This is a genomic window from Pseudomonas sp. O39 (assembly GCF_045447295.1).
Lineage (GTDB): Bacteria > Pseudomonadota > Gammaproteobacteria > Pseudomonadales > Pseudomonadaceae > Aquipseudomonas > Aquipseudomonas antarctica_A.
Window position 1 is genome coordinate 140,675 of record NZ_JBJGXV010000004.1, and the last position, 12,259, is coordinate 152,933.

General features: G+C 61.1%; 13 protein-coding genes. 5 read left to right on the top strand and 8 right to left on the bottom strand.

What is annotated here, in order from left to right; genetic code table 11:
• Positions 1-54 precede the first annotated feature (54 nt).
• From trmB to ACI77D_RS07570, 4 genes are all read right to left on the bottom strand, one after another.
• Positions 55-780 carry a tRNA (guanosine(46)-N7)-methyltransferase TrmB gene (gene trmB, locus ACI77D_RS07555; protein WP_064454555.1) on the bottom strand — a complete coding sequence of 242 codons (726 nt, stop codon included), beginning with the start codon at positions 778-780 and terminating at the stop codon, positions 55-57.
• A gap of 9 nt (positions 781-789) precedes the next feature.
• Positions 790-1,584: a thiazole synthase gene (locus ACI77D_RS07560; protein WP_407016335.1), complete on the bottom strand. Its 795-nt coding sequence runs from the start codon at positions 1,582-1,584 to the stop codon at positions 790-792.
• A 65-nt stretch (positions 1,585-1,649) separates the two neighbouring features.
• Positions 1,650-1,850, bottom strand: a complete 201-nt coding sequence (thiS, locus tag ACI77D_RS07565) for a sulfur carrier protein ThiS (protein WP_053258809.1) — start codon at positions 1,848-1,850, stop codon at positions 1,650-1,652.
• A gap of 79 nt (positions 1,851-1,929) precedes the next feature.
• Positions 1,930-2,304 carry a DUF423 domain-containing protein gene (locus ACI77D_RS07570; RefSeq protein ID WP_064454557.1) on the bottom strand — a complete coding sequence of 125 codons (375 nt, stop codon included), beginning with the start codon at positions 2,302-2,304 and terminating at the stop codon, positions 1,930-1,932.
• Between the two features lie 74 nt (positions 2,305-2,378).
• Between ACI77D_RS07570 and mtgA the strand changes: the two genes are divergently transcribed.
• On the top strand, positions 2,379-3,101 hold the full coding sequence (mtgA, locus tag ACI77D_RS07575) for a monofunctional biosynthetic peptidoglycan transglycosylase (RefSeq protein WP_407016336.1): 723 nt from the start codon (positions 2,379-2,381) through the stop codon (positions 3,099-3,101).
• Between the two features lie 192 nt (positions 3,102-3,293).
• On the opposite strand, the gene rpoH is transcribed toward mtgA, so the two are convergent.
• The 4 genes from rpoH to ftsY all read right to left on the bottom strand — a co-directional run bounded on the left by rpoH (position 3,294) and on the right by ftsY (position 7,389).
• Positions 3,294-4,148 (bottom strand): RNA polymerase sigma factor RpoH, encoded by an 855-nt coding sequence (gene rpoH, locus ACI77D_RS07580; protein ID WP_003176698.1) that lies wholly within the window; start codon positions 4,146-4,148, stop codon positions 3,294-3,296.
• A gap of 129 nt (positions 4,149-4,277) precedes the next feature.
• The gene (gene ftsX / locus ACI77D_RS07585; RefSeq protein ID WP_407016337.1) at positions 4,278-5,300 is read right to left on the bottom strand and encodes a permease-like cell division protein FtsX; all 1,023 of its coding nucleotides are present in this window, start codon (positions 5,298-5,300) and stop codon (positions 4,278-4,280) included.
• The gene (ftsE, locus tag ACI77D_RS07590; protein WP_003213784.1) at positions 5,297-5,968 is read right to left on the bottom strand and encodes a cell division ATP-binding protein FtsE; all 672 of its coding nucleotides are present in this window, start codon (positions 5,966-5,968) and stop codon (positions 5,297-5,299) included. Before ftsE ends, ftsX begins: the two co-directional genes overlap by 4 nt.
• Positions 5,965-7,389 carry a signal recognition particle-docking protein FtsY gene (ftsY, locus tag ACI77D_RS07595; protein WP_407016338.1) on the bottom strand — a complete coding sequence of 475 codons (1,425 nt, stop codon included), beginning with the start codon at positions 7,387-7,389 and terminating at the stop codon, positions 5,965-5,967. Before ftsY ends, ftsE begins: the two co-directional genes overlap by 4 nt.
• A gap of 338 nt (positions 7,390-7,727) precedes the next feature.
• Between ftsY and ACI77D_RS07600 the strand changes: the two genes are divergently transcribed.
• Genes ACI77D_RS07600 through ACI77D_RS07615 form a run of 4 tightly spaced genes read left to right on the top strand, consistent with a single transcriptional unit; the run spans position 7,728 to position 12,242 of the window.
• Positions 7,728-9,083, top strand: a complete 1,356-nt coding sequence (locus ACI77D_RS07600) for a pitrilysin family protein (RefSeq protein WP_064454561.1) — start codon at positions 7,728-7,730, stop codon at positions 9,081-9,083.
• Entirely contained in the window at positions 9,076-10,566 is a 1,491-nt protein-coding gene (locus ACI77D_RS07605) for a M16 family metallopeptidase (protein WP_407016339.1), read from the top strand. The genes ACI77D_RS07600 and ACI77D_RS07605 overlap by 8 nt, the downstream gene beginning before the upstream one ends.
• Positions 10,566-11,183 (top strand): 16S rRNA (guanine(966)-N(2))-methyltransferase RsmD, encoded by a 618-nt coding sequence (gene rsmD, locus ACI77D_RS07610; protein ID WP_064454563.1) that lies wholly within the window; start codon positions 10,566-10,568, stop codon positions 11,181-11,183. The genes ACI77D_RS07605 and rsmD overlap by 1 nt, the downstream gene beginning before the upstream one ends.
• A gap of 60 nt (positions 11,184-11,243) precedes the next feature.
• On the top strand, positions 11,244-12,242 hold the full coding sequence (locus tag ACI77D_RS07615; RefSeq protein WP_407016340.1) for a hydrolase: 999 nt from the start codon (positions 11,244-11,246) through the stop codon (positions 12,240-12,242).
• Positions 12,243-12,259 lie beyond the last annotated feature (17 nt).

The window sequence follows — 12,259 nt, forward strand, 5'->3', positions numbered from 1 at the left end:
ATCGGGAGCAAGCCCCCTCCCACATTTTTGACTGCATTCCAAACTAATGACTTGTCAGTCGATTTTCTCGAACTTCAAATCCCAAACGCCGTGCCCCAACCGCTCGCCGCGGCGTTCGAACTTGGTGATCGGGCGCTCGGCCGGGCGTGGCACGCATTTGCCGTCTTCGGCCAGGTTGCGATAGCCAGGCGCTACGCCCATCACTTCCAGCATGTATTCCGCATACGGTTCCCAGTCGGTGGCCATGTGCAGGATGCCGCCCACTTTCAGCTTGCTGCGCACCAGTTCGGCAAACGAAGCCTGGACGATGCGGCGCTTGTGGTGGCGGGACTTGTGCCACGGGTCCGGGAAAAACAGCATCAGGCGGTCGAGGCTGTTGTCGGCGATGCAGCGGTTGAGCACTTCGATCGCGTCGCAGTCGTAGACCCGCAGGTTGGTCAGGCCTTGGGTCAGCACACCGTTAAGCAGCGCGCCGACACCCGGGCGGTGTACTTCTACACCGATGAAGTCCTGTTCCGGCGCGGCAGCCGCCATTTCCAGCAGGGAGTGGCCCATGCCGAAGCCGATTTCCAGGGAGCGCGGGGCCGAACGGCCGAACACCTGGTCGTAGTCCACCGGCGCGTCAGCCAGTGGCAATACGAACAGCGGTGTACCTTGCTCCAGGCCCTTTTGCTGGCCTTCGGTCATGCGACCGGCGCGCATCACAAAACTCTTGATGCGGCGGTGCTTGGACTCGTCGCCTTCTTCCACGGTGTTCGGCGTTTCGTTTGATTCAGTCATCAATGGCTCTTACTTGATCAGACCATCCAGCGGCGAGGAGGCGCTGGCGTAAAGTTTTTTCGGCATGCGCCCGGCGAGATAGGCCAGGCGACCTGCAACGATTGCGTGTTGCATGGCTTCAGCCATCATGATCGGCTGCTGGGCATGGGCGATGGCCGAGTTCATCAGCACTGCATCGCAGCCCAGTTCCATGGCGATGGTGGCGTCGGAGGCAGTGCCCACGCCCGCGTCCACCAGCACAGGGATTTTGGCTTCTTCGAAGATGATCTGCAGGTTGTACGGATTGCAGATACCCAGCCCGGACCCGATCAGACCGGCCAGCGGCATCACCGCGATGCAGCCGATTTCCGCCAATTGACGGGCAATAATCGGATCATCACTGGTGTAGACCATGACGTCGAAGCCTTCCTTGACCAGCGTTTCGGCGGCCTTGAGGGTTTCGATTACGTTGGGGAACAGGGTCTTCTGGTCGGCCAATACTTCCAGCTTCACCAGGTTGTGGCCGTCGAGCAGCTCACGGGCCAGGCGGCAAGTGCGCACAGCCTCGATAGCGTCGTAGCAACCTGCTGTGTTGGGCAAGAAGGTGTAGCGTTCCGGCGACAGCACCTGGAGCAGGTTCGGCTCGCCTTCGATCTGGCCCAGGTTAGTGCGGCGCACGGCAAAGGTGACGATCTCTGCACCCGAGGCTTCGATGGCCAGGCGGGTTTCTTCCATGTCGCGGTACTTGCCAGTGCCGACCAGCAGACGGGACTGGTAGGTACGACCGGCCAGGACGAAGGGCTTGTCGCTACGAACGATGCTCATGGGAAATCCTCGAAATGGGGTGAGGTTCTGCAGAATTCGGGGTGGCGCCGTTGAGCGCCGAACGGCTAACCGCCGCCGATGGCGTGAACCACTTCGACTTGGTCGCCTTCGGTGAGCGCCGTGTCGGCGTGCTGGCTACGCGGGACGATATCCAGGTTGAGCTCCACTGCGACGCGACGCCCGGTCAAGTCCAGACGGGTCAGCAGGGCCGCAACGGTTTCACCGTCGGGCAGTTCAAAGGATTCGCCGTTCAACTGAATGCGCATGCCACGGGCCGCCATCGTTTTTAGGGGCCAGCATTCTAGCGCGATTGGGACCTTAAGGTCAGCTGCAAGCGTCAAGCGGTCAAAGCTGCAAGCGCCACGCCGTCAGCCCCAGAAAGAACCAGCCCAGCAGGAATGCCAGCCCGCCAAATGGCGTGATGATCCCCAGCTTGCTGATGCCGGTCAGGGTCAGCGCATACAAGCTGCCGGAGAACAGCAGGATACCGACGGTAAAGGAAATACCCGCCCAGCTGACCAGTCGGCCAGGAATATGCGCCGCCAGCAGCGCGACGCCGAACAACGCGAGGGCATGCACCAGCTGGTAGGTCACGCCAGTTTGGAAGATCGCCAGGTATTCGGCGCTCAGGCGGTTTTTCAGGCCGTGGGCAGCAAAGGCACCGAGGGCGACGCCGGTGAAGCCGAAAAAGGCAGCCAGCATCAGAAAGCTACGCAGCATGAGGAACTCCAGTCAGACTCAAAGGGCGGTGTCTGTATAATGGCCCCCTCAACGGGTTCGGCCAAGCCATCTCTATGCTGCGTCTCCTCTTCAAACGCTTTCTCAAAGTCGTGAAATGGTTTGCCATCGGCAGTGCGCTGCTGGTGCTGCTGTTGCGCGTCGTCCCGCCGCCGTTCACGGCGCTGATGGTGGAGCGCAAGGTCGAATCCTGGGTCGACGGCGAGCCGATTGACCTGCAACGCACGTGGGTGTCGTGGGATGAGATCTCCGATGACCTGAAGGTGGCGGTGATGGCCGGTGAAGACCAGCGTTTTCCCCAACATTGGGGTTTTGACTTTGGCGCGATTCAAGCCGCGTTGCTGCACAACGAGCGCGGCGGTTCGATTCGCGGCGCCAGCACCTTGAGCCAGCAGGTGTCGAAAAACCTGTTTCTGTGGACCGGCCGCAGTTATTTGCGCAAAGGCCTGGAGGCCTGGTTTACCGGATTGATCGAGGTGTTATGGCCCAAGCAGCGGATTCTTGAGGTGTACCTCAACAGCGTGGAATGGGATGAAGGCGTGTTTGGCGCAGAGGCTGCGGCGCGGCACCATTTTGGTGTGAGCGCCAAGGCGCTTTCCCGACAGCAGGCCAGCTACCTGGCGGCAGTGCTGCCCAACCCACGGGTTTGGAGCGCCAGCCATCCGACGTCCTATGTGGCGCGGCGCGCGGCGTGGATTCGCCAGCAGATGAGCCAGTTGGGTGGGGATGGTTACCTGGTGGAGCTGAATAATTCCCGAAAGGCCCCGTGGTCCGACTGACACAGCACAACCCCTGTGGGAGCTGGCTTGCCTGCGATAGCGGTGTGGCAGCTTGCAGAGGTGCTGGTGAAAGGGCCTCATCGCAGGCAAGCCAGGTCCCACAGAGAACCGCACTGGATATCAGATTTTCGAGCCCAAACAAAAATGCCCCAATCTTTCGATCGGGGCATTTTTTTGACTTATCGCTACGTTTTAGGCGGCGATCGACAACTTCAGCTTGTTCATCGCGCTTTTCTCAAGCTGACGAATTCGCTCGGCCGACACGTTGTACTTCTGTGCCAGGTCGTGCAGCGTGGCTTTTTCTTCTGCCAGCCAACGCTGGTAGAGGATGTCACGGCTGCGGTCGTCCAACACTTCCAGCGCTTCGTGCAGGTTGTGGTTGGAGTTGTCGCTCCAGTCGGCGTCTTCCAGTTGACGCGCCGGGTCGTACCGGTGGTCTTCCAGGTAGTTGGCCGGCGATTGGAAAGCGCTGTCGTCATCCGCTTCAGCGGCGGGGTCGAAGGCCATATCATGGCCGGTCAGGCGGCTTTCCATCTCGCGCACTTCACGCGGCTCCACACCGAGGCTCTCGGCCACGCGGTGGACTTCTTCGTTGTTCAGCCACGCCAGGCGTTTCTTCTGGCTGCGCAGGTTGAAGAACAGTTTGCGCTGGGCTTTGGTGGTCGCGACTTTCACGATGCGCCAGTTGCGCAGGATGAACTCGTGGATTTCCGCCTTGATCCAGTGCACAGCAAACGACACCAGGCGCACACCCATCTCAGGGTTGAAGCGCTTTACAGCCTTCATCAGGCCGACGTTGCCTTCCTGGATCAGGTCAGCCTGGGCCAGGCCGTAGCCGCTATAGCTACGGGCGATATGTACGACAAAACGCAGGTGGGCGAGCACCATCTGCCGAGCCGCCCCCAAATCCTGCTCATAGTAGAGACTCTCGGCCAGTTCACGCTCCTGCTCCGGTGTCAGCAATGGAATGCTGTTGACCGTGTGCACATAGGCCTCCAGGTTCGCACCCGGGACCAAAGCATAAGCAGGTTGCAAAGAAGTGGTCATACGAAAAAACCTCCGACTCACATAACTCGTGCAGTTCAGCACTGCGAAAATTGACCGGGAACCGTAGGACAAGTTCCCTAAACCACCAATACGGTCAATACAAACGAAACCACATTAATCTGACATTAACTACTTCGGCGCCAGCTCACGTAAATGACGAGCGACCGCAATCCAGGCACCGATATACCCCAACAATACCGCGCCAAGCAAGAGTGACAGCCCATCGGCGACCGGCACGCCAGCCAAGGCGAAATCGCTGCCGTACAAACCGGCAAGCCCGACTACCGCGTCGTTCAGCCAATCAAGGCCAAACGCCAGCACACCCCAGGACAAAATCCCCGCACCAAAGCCATAAAGCGCGCCCATGTACAGAAATGGACGACGCACATAGCTGTCCGTGCCGCCGACCAGTTTAATCACTTCTATCTCGGTGCGACGGTTTTCAATATGAAGACGAATGGTATTACCTATCACCAAAAGTAATGCAGACACCAACAGCACCGTCAGGCCAAACACAAAGCGGTCGCCCAGCTTGAGGATCGCGGCCAGGCGCTCTACCCAGACTAGATCAAGTTGAGCCTGTTGCACCTTGGGCATCTCTGCGAGTTTTTGTCGCAGGGCTTCAAGGGCCGGCTTGTCGACTTCATTCGGCGTTACCAGCACCACGCCCGGCAGCGGGTTCTGCGGCAGCTCCTTGAGCGCCTCGCCCAGGCCGGATTGCTGCTGGAACTCCTCAAGGGCCTGGTCGCGGCTGATGTACTCAGCATCTGCGACACCCGGCAGGTTCTTGATGTCATCACGCAAACTCTCGCCGTCTTTGGTGTTGGCGTCGAGGTTCAAGTACAGAGAAATCTGCGCCGCGCGCTGCCAGGACCCACCCAGGCGCTCGACATTATTAAGCAGCAGCGACAACCCCATCGGCAGGCTCAGGGCCACAGCCATCACCAGGCAGGTGAAAAAGCTGCCAATCGGCTGTTTGCCCAGGCGGCGCAGGCTGTCGAGCAGGCTGGCGCGATGGCTTTCGATCCAGGCGCGCAGCAGCGTACCGAAATCCGGGCCATCGTCATCGTCGCGTTTTTTCTTCTGCGGTTGCGGGTCGGCGGCTTTGGGCGCCACGCGCTCGGAAACTTTAGGGCTGCGTGTCGCACTCATACGCCGGCCTCCCCGTCACCGATCAGGCGGCCACGTTGCAGGGTCAGCATGCGGTGGCGCATACGGGCGATCAGGGCCAGGTCGTGGCTGGCGATCAGCACGCTGGTGCCCAATCGGTTGATGTCTTCGAACACGCCCATGATCTCGGCCGCCAGACGCGGGTCGAGGTTACCGGTGGGTTCGTCCGCCAGCAGCAAGGCCGGGCGGTGAACAATGGCGCGGGCGATACCGACGCGTTGTTGCTGGCCGGTGGACAGGTCGCCCGGGTACAGGTCGGTTTTGTCCGACAGCGCCACGCGCTCCAGCGCCGAATCCACACGTTTGACGATCTCAGCCTTGGACAGCCCGAGGATCTGCAACGGCAAGGCAATGTTATTGAACACCGTACGATCAAACAGCAACTGATGGTTCTGGAACACGACGCCAATCTGACGGCGCAGGAAAGGAATCTGCGCATTGCTGATGGTGGCCAGGTCCTGACCCGCCAGCAGCAACTTGCCGGTGGTAGGACGCTCCATCGCCAGCAACAGGCGCAACAATGTACTTTTGCCGGCACCCGAGTGGCCGGTCACAAACAAAAACTCGCCGCGACGCACTCGAAAGCTCAGCTCATGCAAGCCCACATGCCCGTTGGCGTAGCGTTTACCGACCTGTTCGAATCGAATCATGAACGCTCCCGCTCGGCGAAAAGTGCCTGTACAAAGGGTTCGGCTTCAAAGGTGCGCAGGTCGTCGATGCCTTCACCGACGCCGATATAACGAATCGGCAACCCGAACTGTTTGGCCAGGGCGAAGATCACGCCGCCCTTGGCCGTGCCGTCGAGCTTAGTCAATGCCAGGCCGGTCAGTTGCACCGTCTGGTTGAATTGTTTGGCCTGGCTGATGGCGTTCTGGCCGGTGCCGGCGTCGAGCACCAGCAACACTTCGTGCGGTGCTTCGGCGTCGAGCTTGCTGATCACGCGGCGCACTTTCTTCAGCTCTTCCATCAAGTTGTCTTTGGTGTGCAGGCGACCGGCGGTATCGGCGATCAACACATCGATGTTACGGGCCTTGGCGGCTTGCACGGCATCGAAGATCACCGAGGCGGAGTCGGCGCCGGTGTGCTGGGCGATCACCGGAATCTTGTTGCGCTCACCCCAGACTTGCAGCTGCTCCACGGCGGCGGCACGGAATGTGTCACCGGCGGCAAGCATGACTTTCTTGCCTTCCAACTGCAGTTTCTTGGCCAGCTTGCCGATGGTGGTGGTTTTGCCGGCGCCGTTGACGCCGACCACCAGGATCACGAACGGTTTGTTCGGCGTGATCACCAGCGGGGCTTCGACGGGTTTGAGCATCGCAGCCAGCTCGGCCTGCAGGGATTTGTAAAGCGCATCGGCGTCGGTCAACTGCTTGCGCGCGACCTTCTGGGTCAGGCTCTGGATGATCACCGCAGTGGCTTCGACGCCCACGTCGGCAGTCAGCAGGCGAGTTTCGATGTCTTCCAGCAGTTCATCATCAATGACCTTCTTGCCCAGGAACAGGCTGGCCATACCTTCGCCGATGCTGGCGCTGGTCTTGCTCAGGCCTTGCTTGAGACGGGCGAAGAAGCCGGTCTTGCTGGTTTCGGCGGGAACGACGACCGGCTCTGGTGCGACCGGCGGCTCGATAACGGCAGGCGCGGCAACAACCACGGGGGCCGGTGTTGGCTCTACAACTACCGGCGCAGATGCTTCGATGGCTGGCGGCGCTTCGACCACAACCGCTACCGGCTCAACCACGACTGGAATCGGCGGCGTCACGTGCTCAGCCTGCACATCTTCGACCAAGGCCACGGGCTCTTCGGCCACCGGCAGTTCCAGCCACGGTTTGTGCTCTGGCTCTGGCTCAACCTGTTCCACTGGCTGCAATACCGGCTCAGCCATCGGCAACACGATCGGCGCCGGGGTTTCAGCGACCGGTTCGGCTTCCAGTACAGGCTCTGGGATAGGCTCAGGTTGAACCTGCGACTGTTCGACGACGGTTTCCTGCGGCTTTTTGCGCAGCCATCCGAACAGGCCTTTTTTCTCGCCAGCCGCAGCTGGGCTCTTCTTGTCGTCGTTGGAACCAAACATGGAGGACGGCTATCTCAAAGTAGCGATGCGCCAGGGCGCCTCGGTAAATAAATTCGATGCAGAACAGACTGCTTTAACGCTCGCTTGTTCATGCGCAACATTTTGTAAGGCGTAAATAAAGGCCTCAACAAATCGTTTCAATAAAGGACTGAAGCGATAAAATCGGCGAAAAGTGGAAGATCGTCGGGGAAACCCACCATCTACTCCAACATTCCTACGACTGGATCCGGGACAAGATGACAGCCGCAGTGGCCGTGTCCAAATCGGATCAGTATCCTAGCACCTCCTCGCCCGCCGACGCTAAGACCAAGCGGGCAACCCAACAGGTTTAAAAACGAATGAATGCTCTAGCCCGCCGCGCCGCTGGCCTGCTGCTCGGCACAGTTTGTCTGCCCCTTTCAGCCTTGGCTGCCGACCCACAACCCACCCATGAATTCACCCTGGATAACGGCCTTAAAGTGGTCGTGCGCGAAGATCATCGTGCACCGGTGGTGGTTTCCCAGGTCTGGTACAAGGTGGGTTCGAGCTATGAAACACCAGGCCAGACCGGTTTGTCCCACGCCCTAGAACACATGATGTTCAAGGGCAGTGCCAAGGTCGGGCCCGGCGAAGCCTCGTTGATCCTGCGCGACCTGGGCGCCGAAGAGAACGCCTTCACCAGCGACGACTACACCGCCTACTACCAGGTATTGGCCCGTGATCGCCTGGGCGTCGCCTTCGAACTGGAAGCCGACCGCATGGCCAGCCTGCGCCTGCCGGCCGATGAGTTCAGCCGCGAGATCGAGGTCATCAAGGAAGAGCGCCGCCTGCGCACCGACGACAACCCAATGTCCAAGGCCTACGAGCGCTTCAAGGCCATGGCCTACCCGGCCAGCGGCTATCACACGCCGACCATCGGCTGGATGGCCGACCTTGAACGCATGAAAGTCGAAGAACTGCGCCACTGGTACCAGTCCTGGTACGTGCCGAACAACGCCACGCTGGTGGTGGTCGGCGACGTGACCCCGGACGAGGTGAAAAACCTGGCCCAGCGCTACTTCGGCCCGATCCCCAAACGTGATGTGCCACCCACCAAGATCCCGCTGGAGCTCGCCGAACCCGGCGAGCGCTTGCTGACCATGCACGTGCAGACCCAGTTGCCGAGCGTAATCCTCGGTTTCAACGTACCGGGCCTGGCCACCGCCGAAGACAAACGCTCGGTACAAGCCCTGCGCCTGCTCTCGGCCCTGTTGGATGGCGGCTACAGCGCGCGCATCTCGGAGCAACTGGAGCGCGGTGAAGAGTTGGTGTCCGCCGCTTCCACCAGCTACGACGCCTACACCCGTGGCGACAGCCTGTTCACCCTGACGGCCACTCCGAACCAGCAGAAGAAAAAGACCATTGCCCAAGCCGAAGCCGGCCTGTGGCGCCTGCTGGACGAGTTGAAAGCCAAACCGCCGACCGCTGAAGAGCTGGAGCGTATCCGCGCTCAGGTGATTGCCGGCGTGGTTTACCAACGTGATTCCATTACCAGCCAGGCCACGGCCATCGGCTCCCTGGAAACCGTCGGCCTGTCCTGGAAGCTCATGGACACCGAACTGGCCGACCTGCAAAGCGTGACGCCGGAAGATATCCAGAAAGCCGCACGTACCTATTTCACCCGCGAGCGTTTGAGCGTCGCCCATGTTTTGCCTGAGGAGACCGCTCATGAGTGATCGCAAAAGCAGCCGGCTGATCTTTCCTGGCCTGGTCGTCGTCACACTGATTGCAGCCAGTGCCGTGTACTTCCTGCGCCCGAGCGAGTCCGTAGCCAGCCAGGCATTGGACAACGCTCAATCGGCCAACAAACTGCAATCCCTCGCAGAGCTGGACGGCAAGGCGCCGACCAACCGCAAGCTTGACGTGCAAACCTGGACCACCGCCGAGGGCGCCAAGGTGCTGTTCGTCGAAGCGCATGAACTGCCGATGTTCGACATGCGCATCCTGTTCGCCGCCGGCAGCAGCCAGGATGGCAACAGTCCCGGTGTGGCACTGCTGACCAACGCCATGCTTAACGAAGGCGTGCCGGGCAAGGATGTCAGCCAGATTGCCAGCGGTTTTGAAGGCCTGGGCGCCGACTTCGGCAATGGCGCCTACCGCGACATGGCGCTGGTGTCCCTGCGCAGCCTGAGCGACAGCGACAAGCGCGATGCGGCCCTGGCACTGTTTGACGACGTGATCGGCAAGCCGACCTTCCCGGCCGATTCCCTGGCCCGGATCAAGAACCAGATCCTCGCCGGTTTTGAGTACCAGAAGCAAAACCCTGCCAAGCTGGCCAGCCTTGAACTGTTCAAGCGCGTGTACGGCGACCACCCTTACGCGCACCCGAGCGAAGGCACGCCCGATAGCATCCCGAAAATTACCCTCGCGCAGTTACAGGCGTTCCACGCCAAGGCTTACGCGGCGGGCAACGCGGTCATTGCCGTGGTCGGCGACCTGACCCGCGCCGAGGCCGAAGCCATGACCGCCAAGGTCTCCGCATCACTGCCTAAAGGCCCGGCCCTGGCGAAGATCGCCCAGCCAACCGAGCCGAAGGCTGGCCTGAGCCATATCGAGTTCCCGTCCAAGCAGACGCACCTGTTGTTCGCACAACTGGGCATCGACCGCGCCGACCCGGATTACGCCGCCTTGTCCCTGGGCAACCAGATCCTCGGCGGCGGTGGCTTCGGCACCCGTCTGATGAGCGAAGTGCGCGAAAAGCGCGGCCTGACCTACGGCGTGTACTCCGGCTTCTCGCCGATGCAGGTGCGCGGCCCGTTCATGATCAACCTGCAGACCCGCGCCGAAATGAGCGGCGGCACCTTGCGCCTGGTTGAAGACGTGCTGGCCGACTACCTCAAGACCGGCCCGACGCAGAAAGAACTGGATGACGCCAAGCGCGAACTGGCCGGCAGCTTCCCGCTGTCCACCGCGAGTAACGCCGATATCGTCGGGCAGCTGGGCGCCATGGGTTTCTACAACCTGCCGCTGAGCTATCTGGAAGATTTCATGAAACAATCCCAGGCCCTGACCGTAGAACAGGTCAAGGCTGCCATGAATAAACACTTGAGCGCCGACAAGATGGTCATCGTGACCGCCGGCCCGACGATTGCGCAAAAGCCACTACCGCCCCCCACTGATAAACCTGCCGAGCAGCCGCTCGGGGTTCCGGAGCATTAATGGCCAGTTCATCTCGCCCAAAAAAACCCGTCCACAACGTCCATAACGGTGTGGGCCAACTGCGCATCATTGGTGGCGAATGGGGCAGCCGCAAGCTGAGCTTCCCCGACGTCGTCGGCCTGCGCCCAACGCCGGATCGCGTACGTGAAACCCTGTTCAACTGGCTCGCGCCGTACATCGGCGGGGCCAAGGTACTGGACCCGTTTGCCGGCAGCGGCGCGCTGTTCCTCGAAGCACTGTCCCGTGGCGCGGCCCAGGGCCAGGCGCTGGATGCCAGCAATGTGGCTGTCTCCAGCCTCAAGGAACACCTGGGCACCCTGCGCTGCACCACCGGCCAGGTTCAGACCGCCGACGCGCTGCGCTACCTGGAAACCCAGCCGGCCACCGAGTACGACGTGGTGTTCCTCGACCCGCCGTTCAACCAGAACCTGCTGCCGACAGTGTGTGCGTTGCTGGAAGAGCGCCAATGGCTGGCACCGGACGCGTGGGTCTACACTGAGAGCGAGACTGCACCGTCTACCCTCGGCCTGCCGGGCGCCTGGCGCCTGCACCGGGAACAGAAATCCGGTCGAGTGTATTACGCGTTGTGGCACCGCTTGGTGGAAAGCGCCGCCTGATTTATGGCGAGCGGGCTTGCCCCGCTCGCCACAACAAGCTCGCTCGCTACAGAGATATCCATGACCCCTTCCGTCGACCTGTTCAAACCCGCCTTCGGCCTCGGCAACCCACACCTGCAAACGCTTTGGGGCCCATTGTGGCGCCCTACCACCCATATCGAACGCCAGCGCGAGCGCCTATGGCTGGACGACGGCGACTTTCTCGACCTCGACTGGCATGGCCCCCATGACGCGCAAGCGCCATTAGTGCTGGTGTTGCATGGGCTGACGGGCTCGTCCAATTCGCCCTACGTGGCTGGCCTGCAAAAATCCCTCGCCACCCAAGGCTGGGCCAGCGCAGCCTTGAACTGGCGTGGGTGCTCGGGTGAACCCAACCTCTTGGCGCGCAGCTATCACTCGGGCGCCAGCGAAGACCTGGCGGCCGCGATTGCCCATCTGCGCACCAAGCGGCCGTTGGCTCCGCTGTACGCGGTGGGTTATTCGCTGGGGGGCAATGTGCTGCTCAAGCACCTGGGAGAAACCGGCGAAGCTTCCGGGCTGCAAGGCGCGGCGGCGGTGTCGGTGCCGTTTCGGCTGGATCAATGTGCAGATCGCATCGGGTTGGGCTTTTCGCGGGTTTATCAGAAGCATTTCATGCGCGAGATGCTGGCGTATATCCGCCTCAAGCAGAGCCGGTTTCTACAGGATGGCCGGGCTGACGGGCTGAAAACCCTGGAAGCGCTTGGCTCCCTGGAGAAGATGCGCACGTTCTGGGACTTCGATGGCCGGGTGACTGCGCCGCTGCACGGGTTCCTCAGTGCAGAGGACTATTACCGCCGCGCGTCGAGCCGTTACTACTTGGGCGAAATCCGTACCCCGACCCTGATCATCCAGGCTGCCGACGACCCCTTCGTGTTCGCACACAGCTTGCCTGAAGCCAGCGAACTGTCGGATTGCACCGAGTTCGAGTTGCTGGCCAAGGGTGGGCATGTGGGGTTTGTCGACGGCTCGCTGAAGCGCCCCAGCTACTACCTGGAGCGCCGCATTCCCCAATGGTTGCTGGAGAAACACGGTAAATAATGTGGGAGCTGGCTTGC

Excerpts from the sequence above, each read along its gene's own strand:
- ftsE (WP_003213784.1), bottom strand. The coding sequence starts at position 5,968 with ATGATTCGATTCGAACAGGTCGGTAAACGCTACGCCAACGGGCATGTG.
- rpoH (WP_003176698.1), bottom strand. The coding sequence starts at position 4,148 with ATGACCACTTCTTTGCAACCTGCTTATGCTTTGGTCCCGGGTGCGAAC.
- rsmD (WP_064454563.1), top strand. The coding sequence starts at position 10,566 with ATGGCCAGTTCATCTCGCCCAAAAAAACCCGTCCACAACGTCCATAAC.
- ACI77D_RS07615 (WP_407016340.1), top strand. The coding sequence starts at position 11,244 with ATGACCCCTTCCGTCGACCTGTTCAAACCCGCCTTCGGCCTCGGCAAC.
- ACI77D_RS07605 (WP_407016339.1), top strand. The coding sequence starts at position 9,076 with ATGAGTGATCGCAAAAGCAGCCGGCTGATCTTTCCTGGCCTGGTCGTC.
- mtgA (WP_407016336.1), top strand. The coding sequence starts at position 2,379 with ATGCTGCGTCTCCTCTTCAAACGCTTTCTCAAAGTCGTGAAATGGTTT.
- ACI77D_RS07560 (WP_407016335.1), bottom strand. The coding sequence starts at position 1,584 with ATGAGCATCGTTCGTAGCGACAAGCCCTTCGTCCTGGCCGGTCGTACC.
- ftsY (WP_407016338.1), bottom strand. The coding sequence starts at position 7,389 with ATGTTTGGTTCCAACGACGACAAGAAGAGCCCAGCTGCGGCTGGCGAG.
- ACI77D_RS07600 (WP_064454561.1), top strand. The coding sequence starts at position 7,728 with ATGAATGCTCTAGCCCGCCGCGCCGCTGGCCTGCTGCTCGGCACAGTT.
- trmB (WP_064454555.1), bottom strand. The coding sequence starts at position 780 with ATGACTGAATCAAACGAAACGCCGAACACCGTGGAAGAAGGCGACGAG.
- ACI77D_RS07570 (WP_064454557.1), bottom strand. The coding sequence starts at position 2,304 with ATGCTGCGTAGCTTTCTGATGCTGGCTGCCTTTTTCGGCTTCACCGGC.
- ftsX (WP_407016337.1), bottom strand. The coding sequence starts at position 5,300 with ATGAGTGCGACACGCAGCCCTAAAGTTTCCGAGCGCGTGGCGCCCAAA.
- thiS (WP_053258809.1), bottom strand. The coding sequence starts at position 1,850 with ATGCGCATTCAGTTGAACGGCGAATCCTTTGAACTGCCCGACGGTGAA.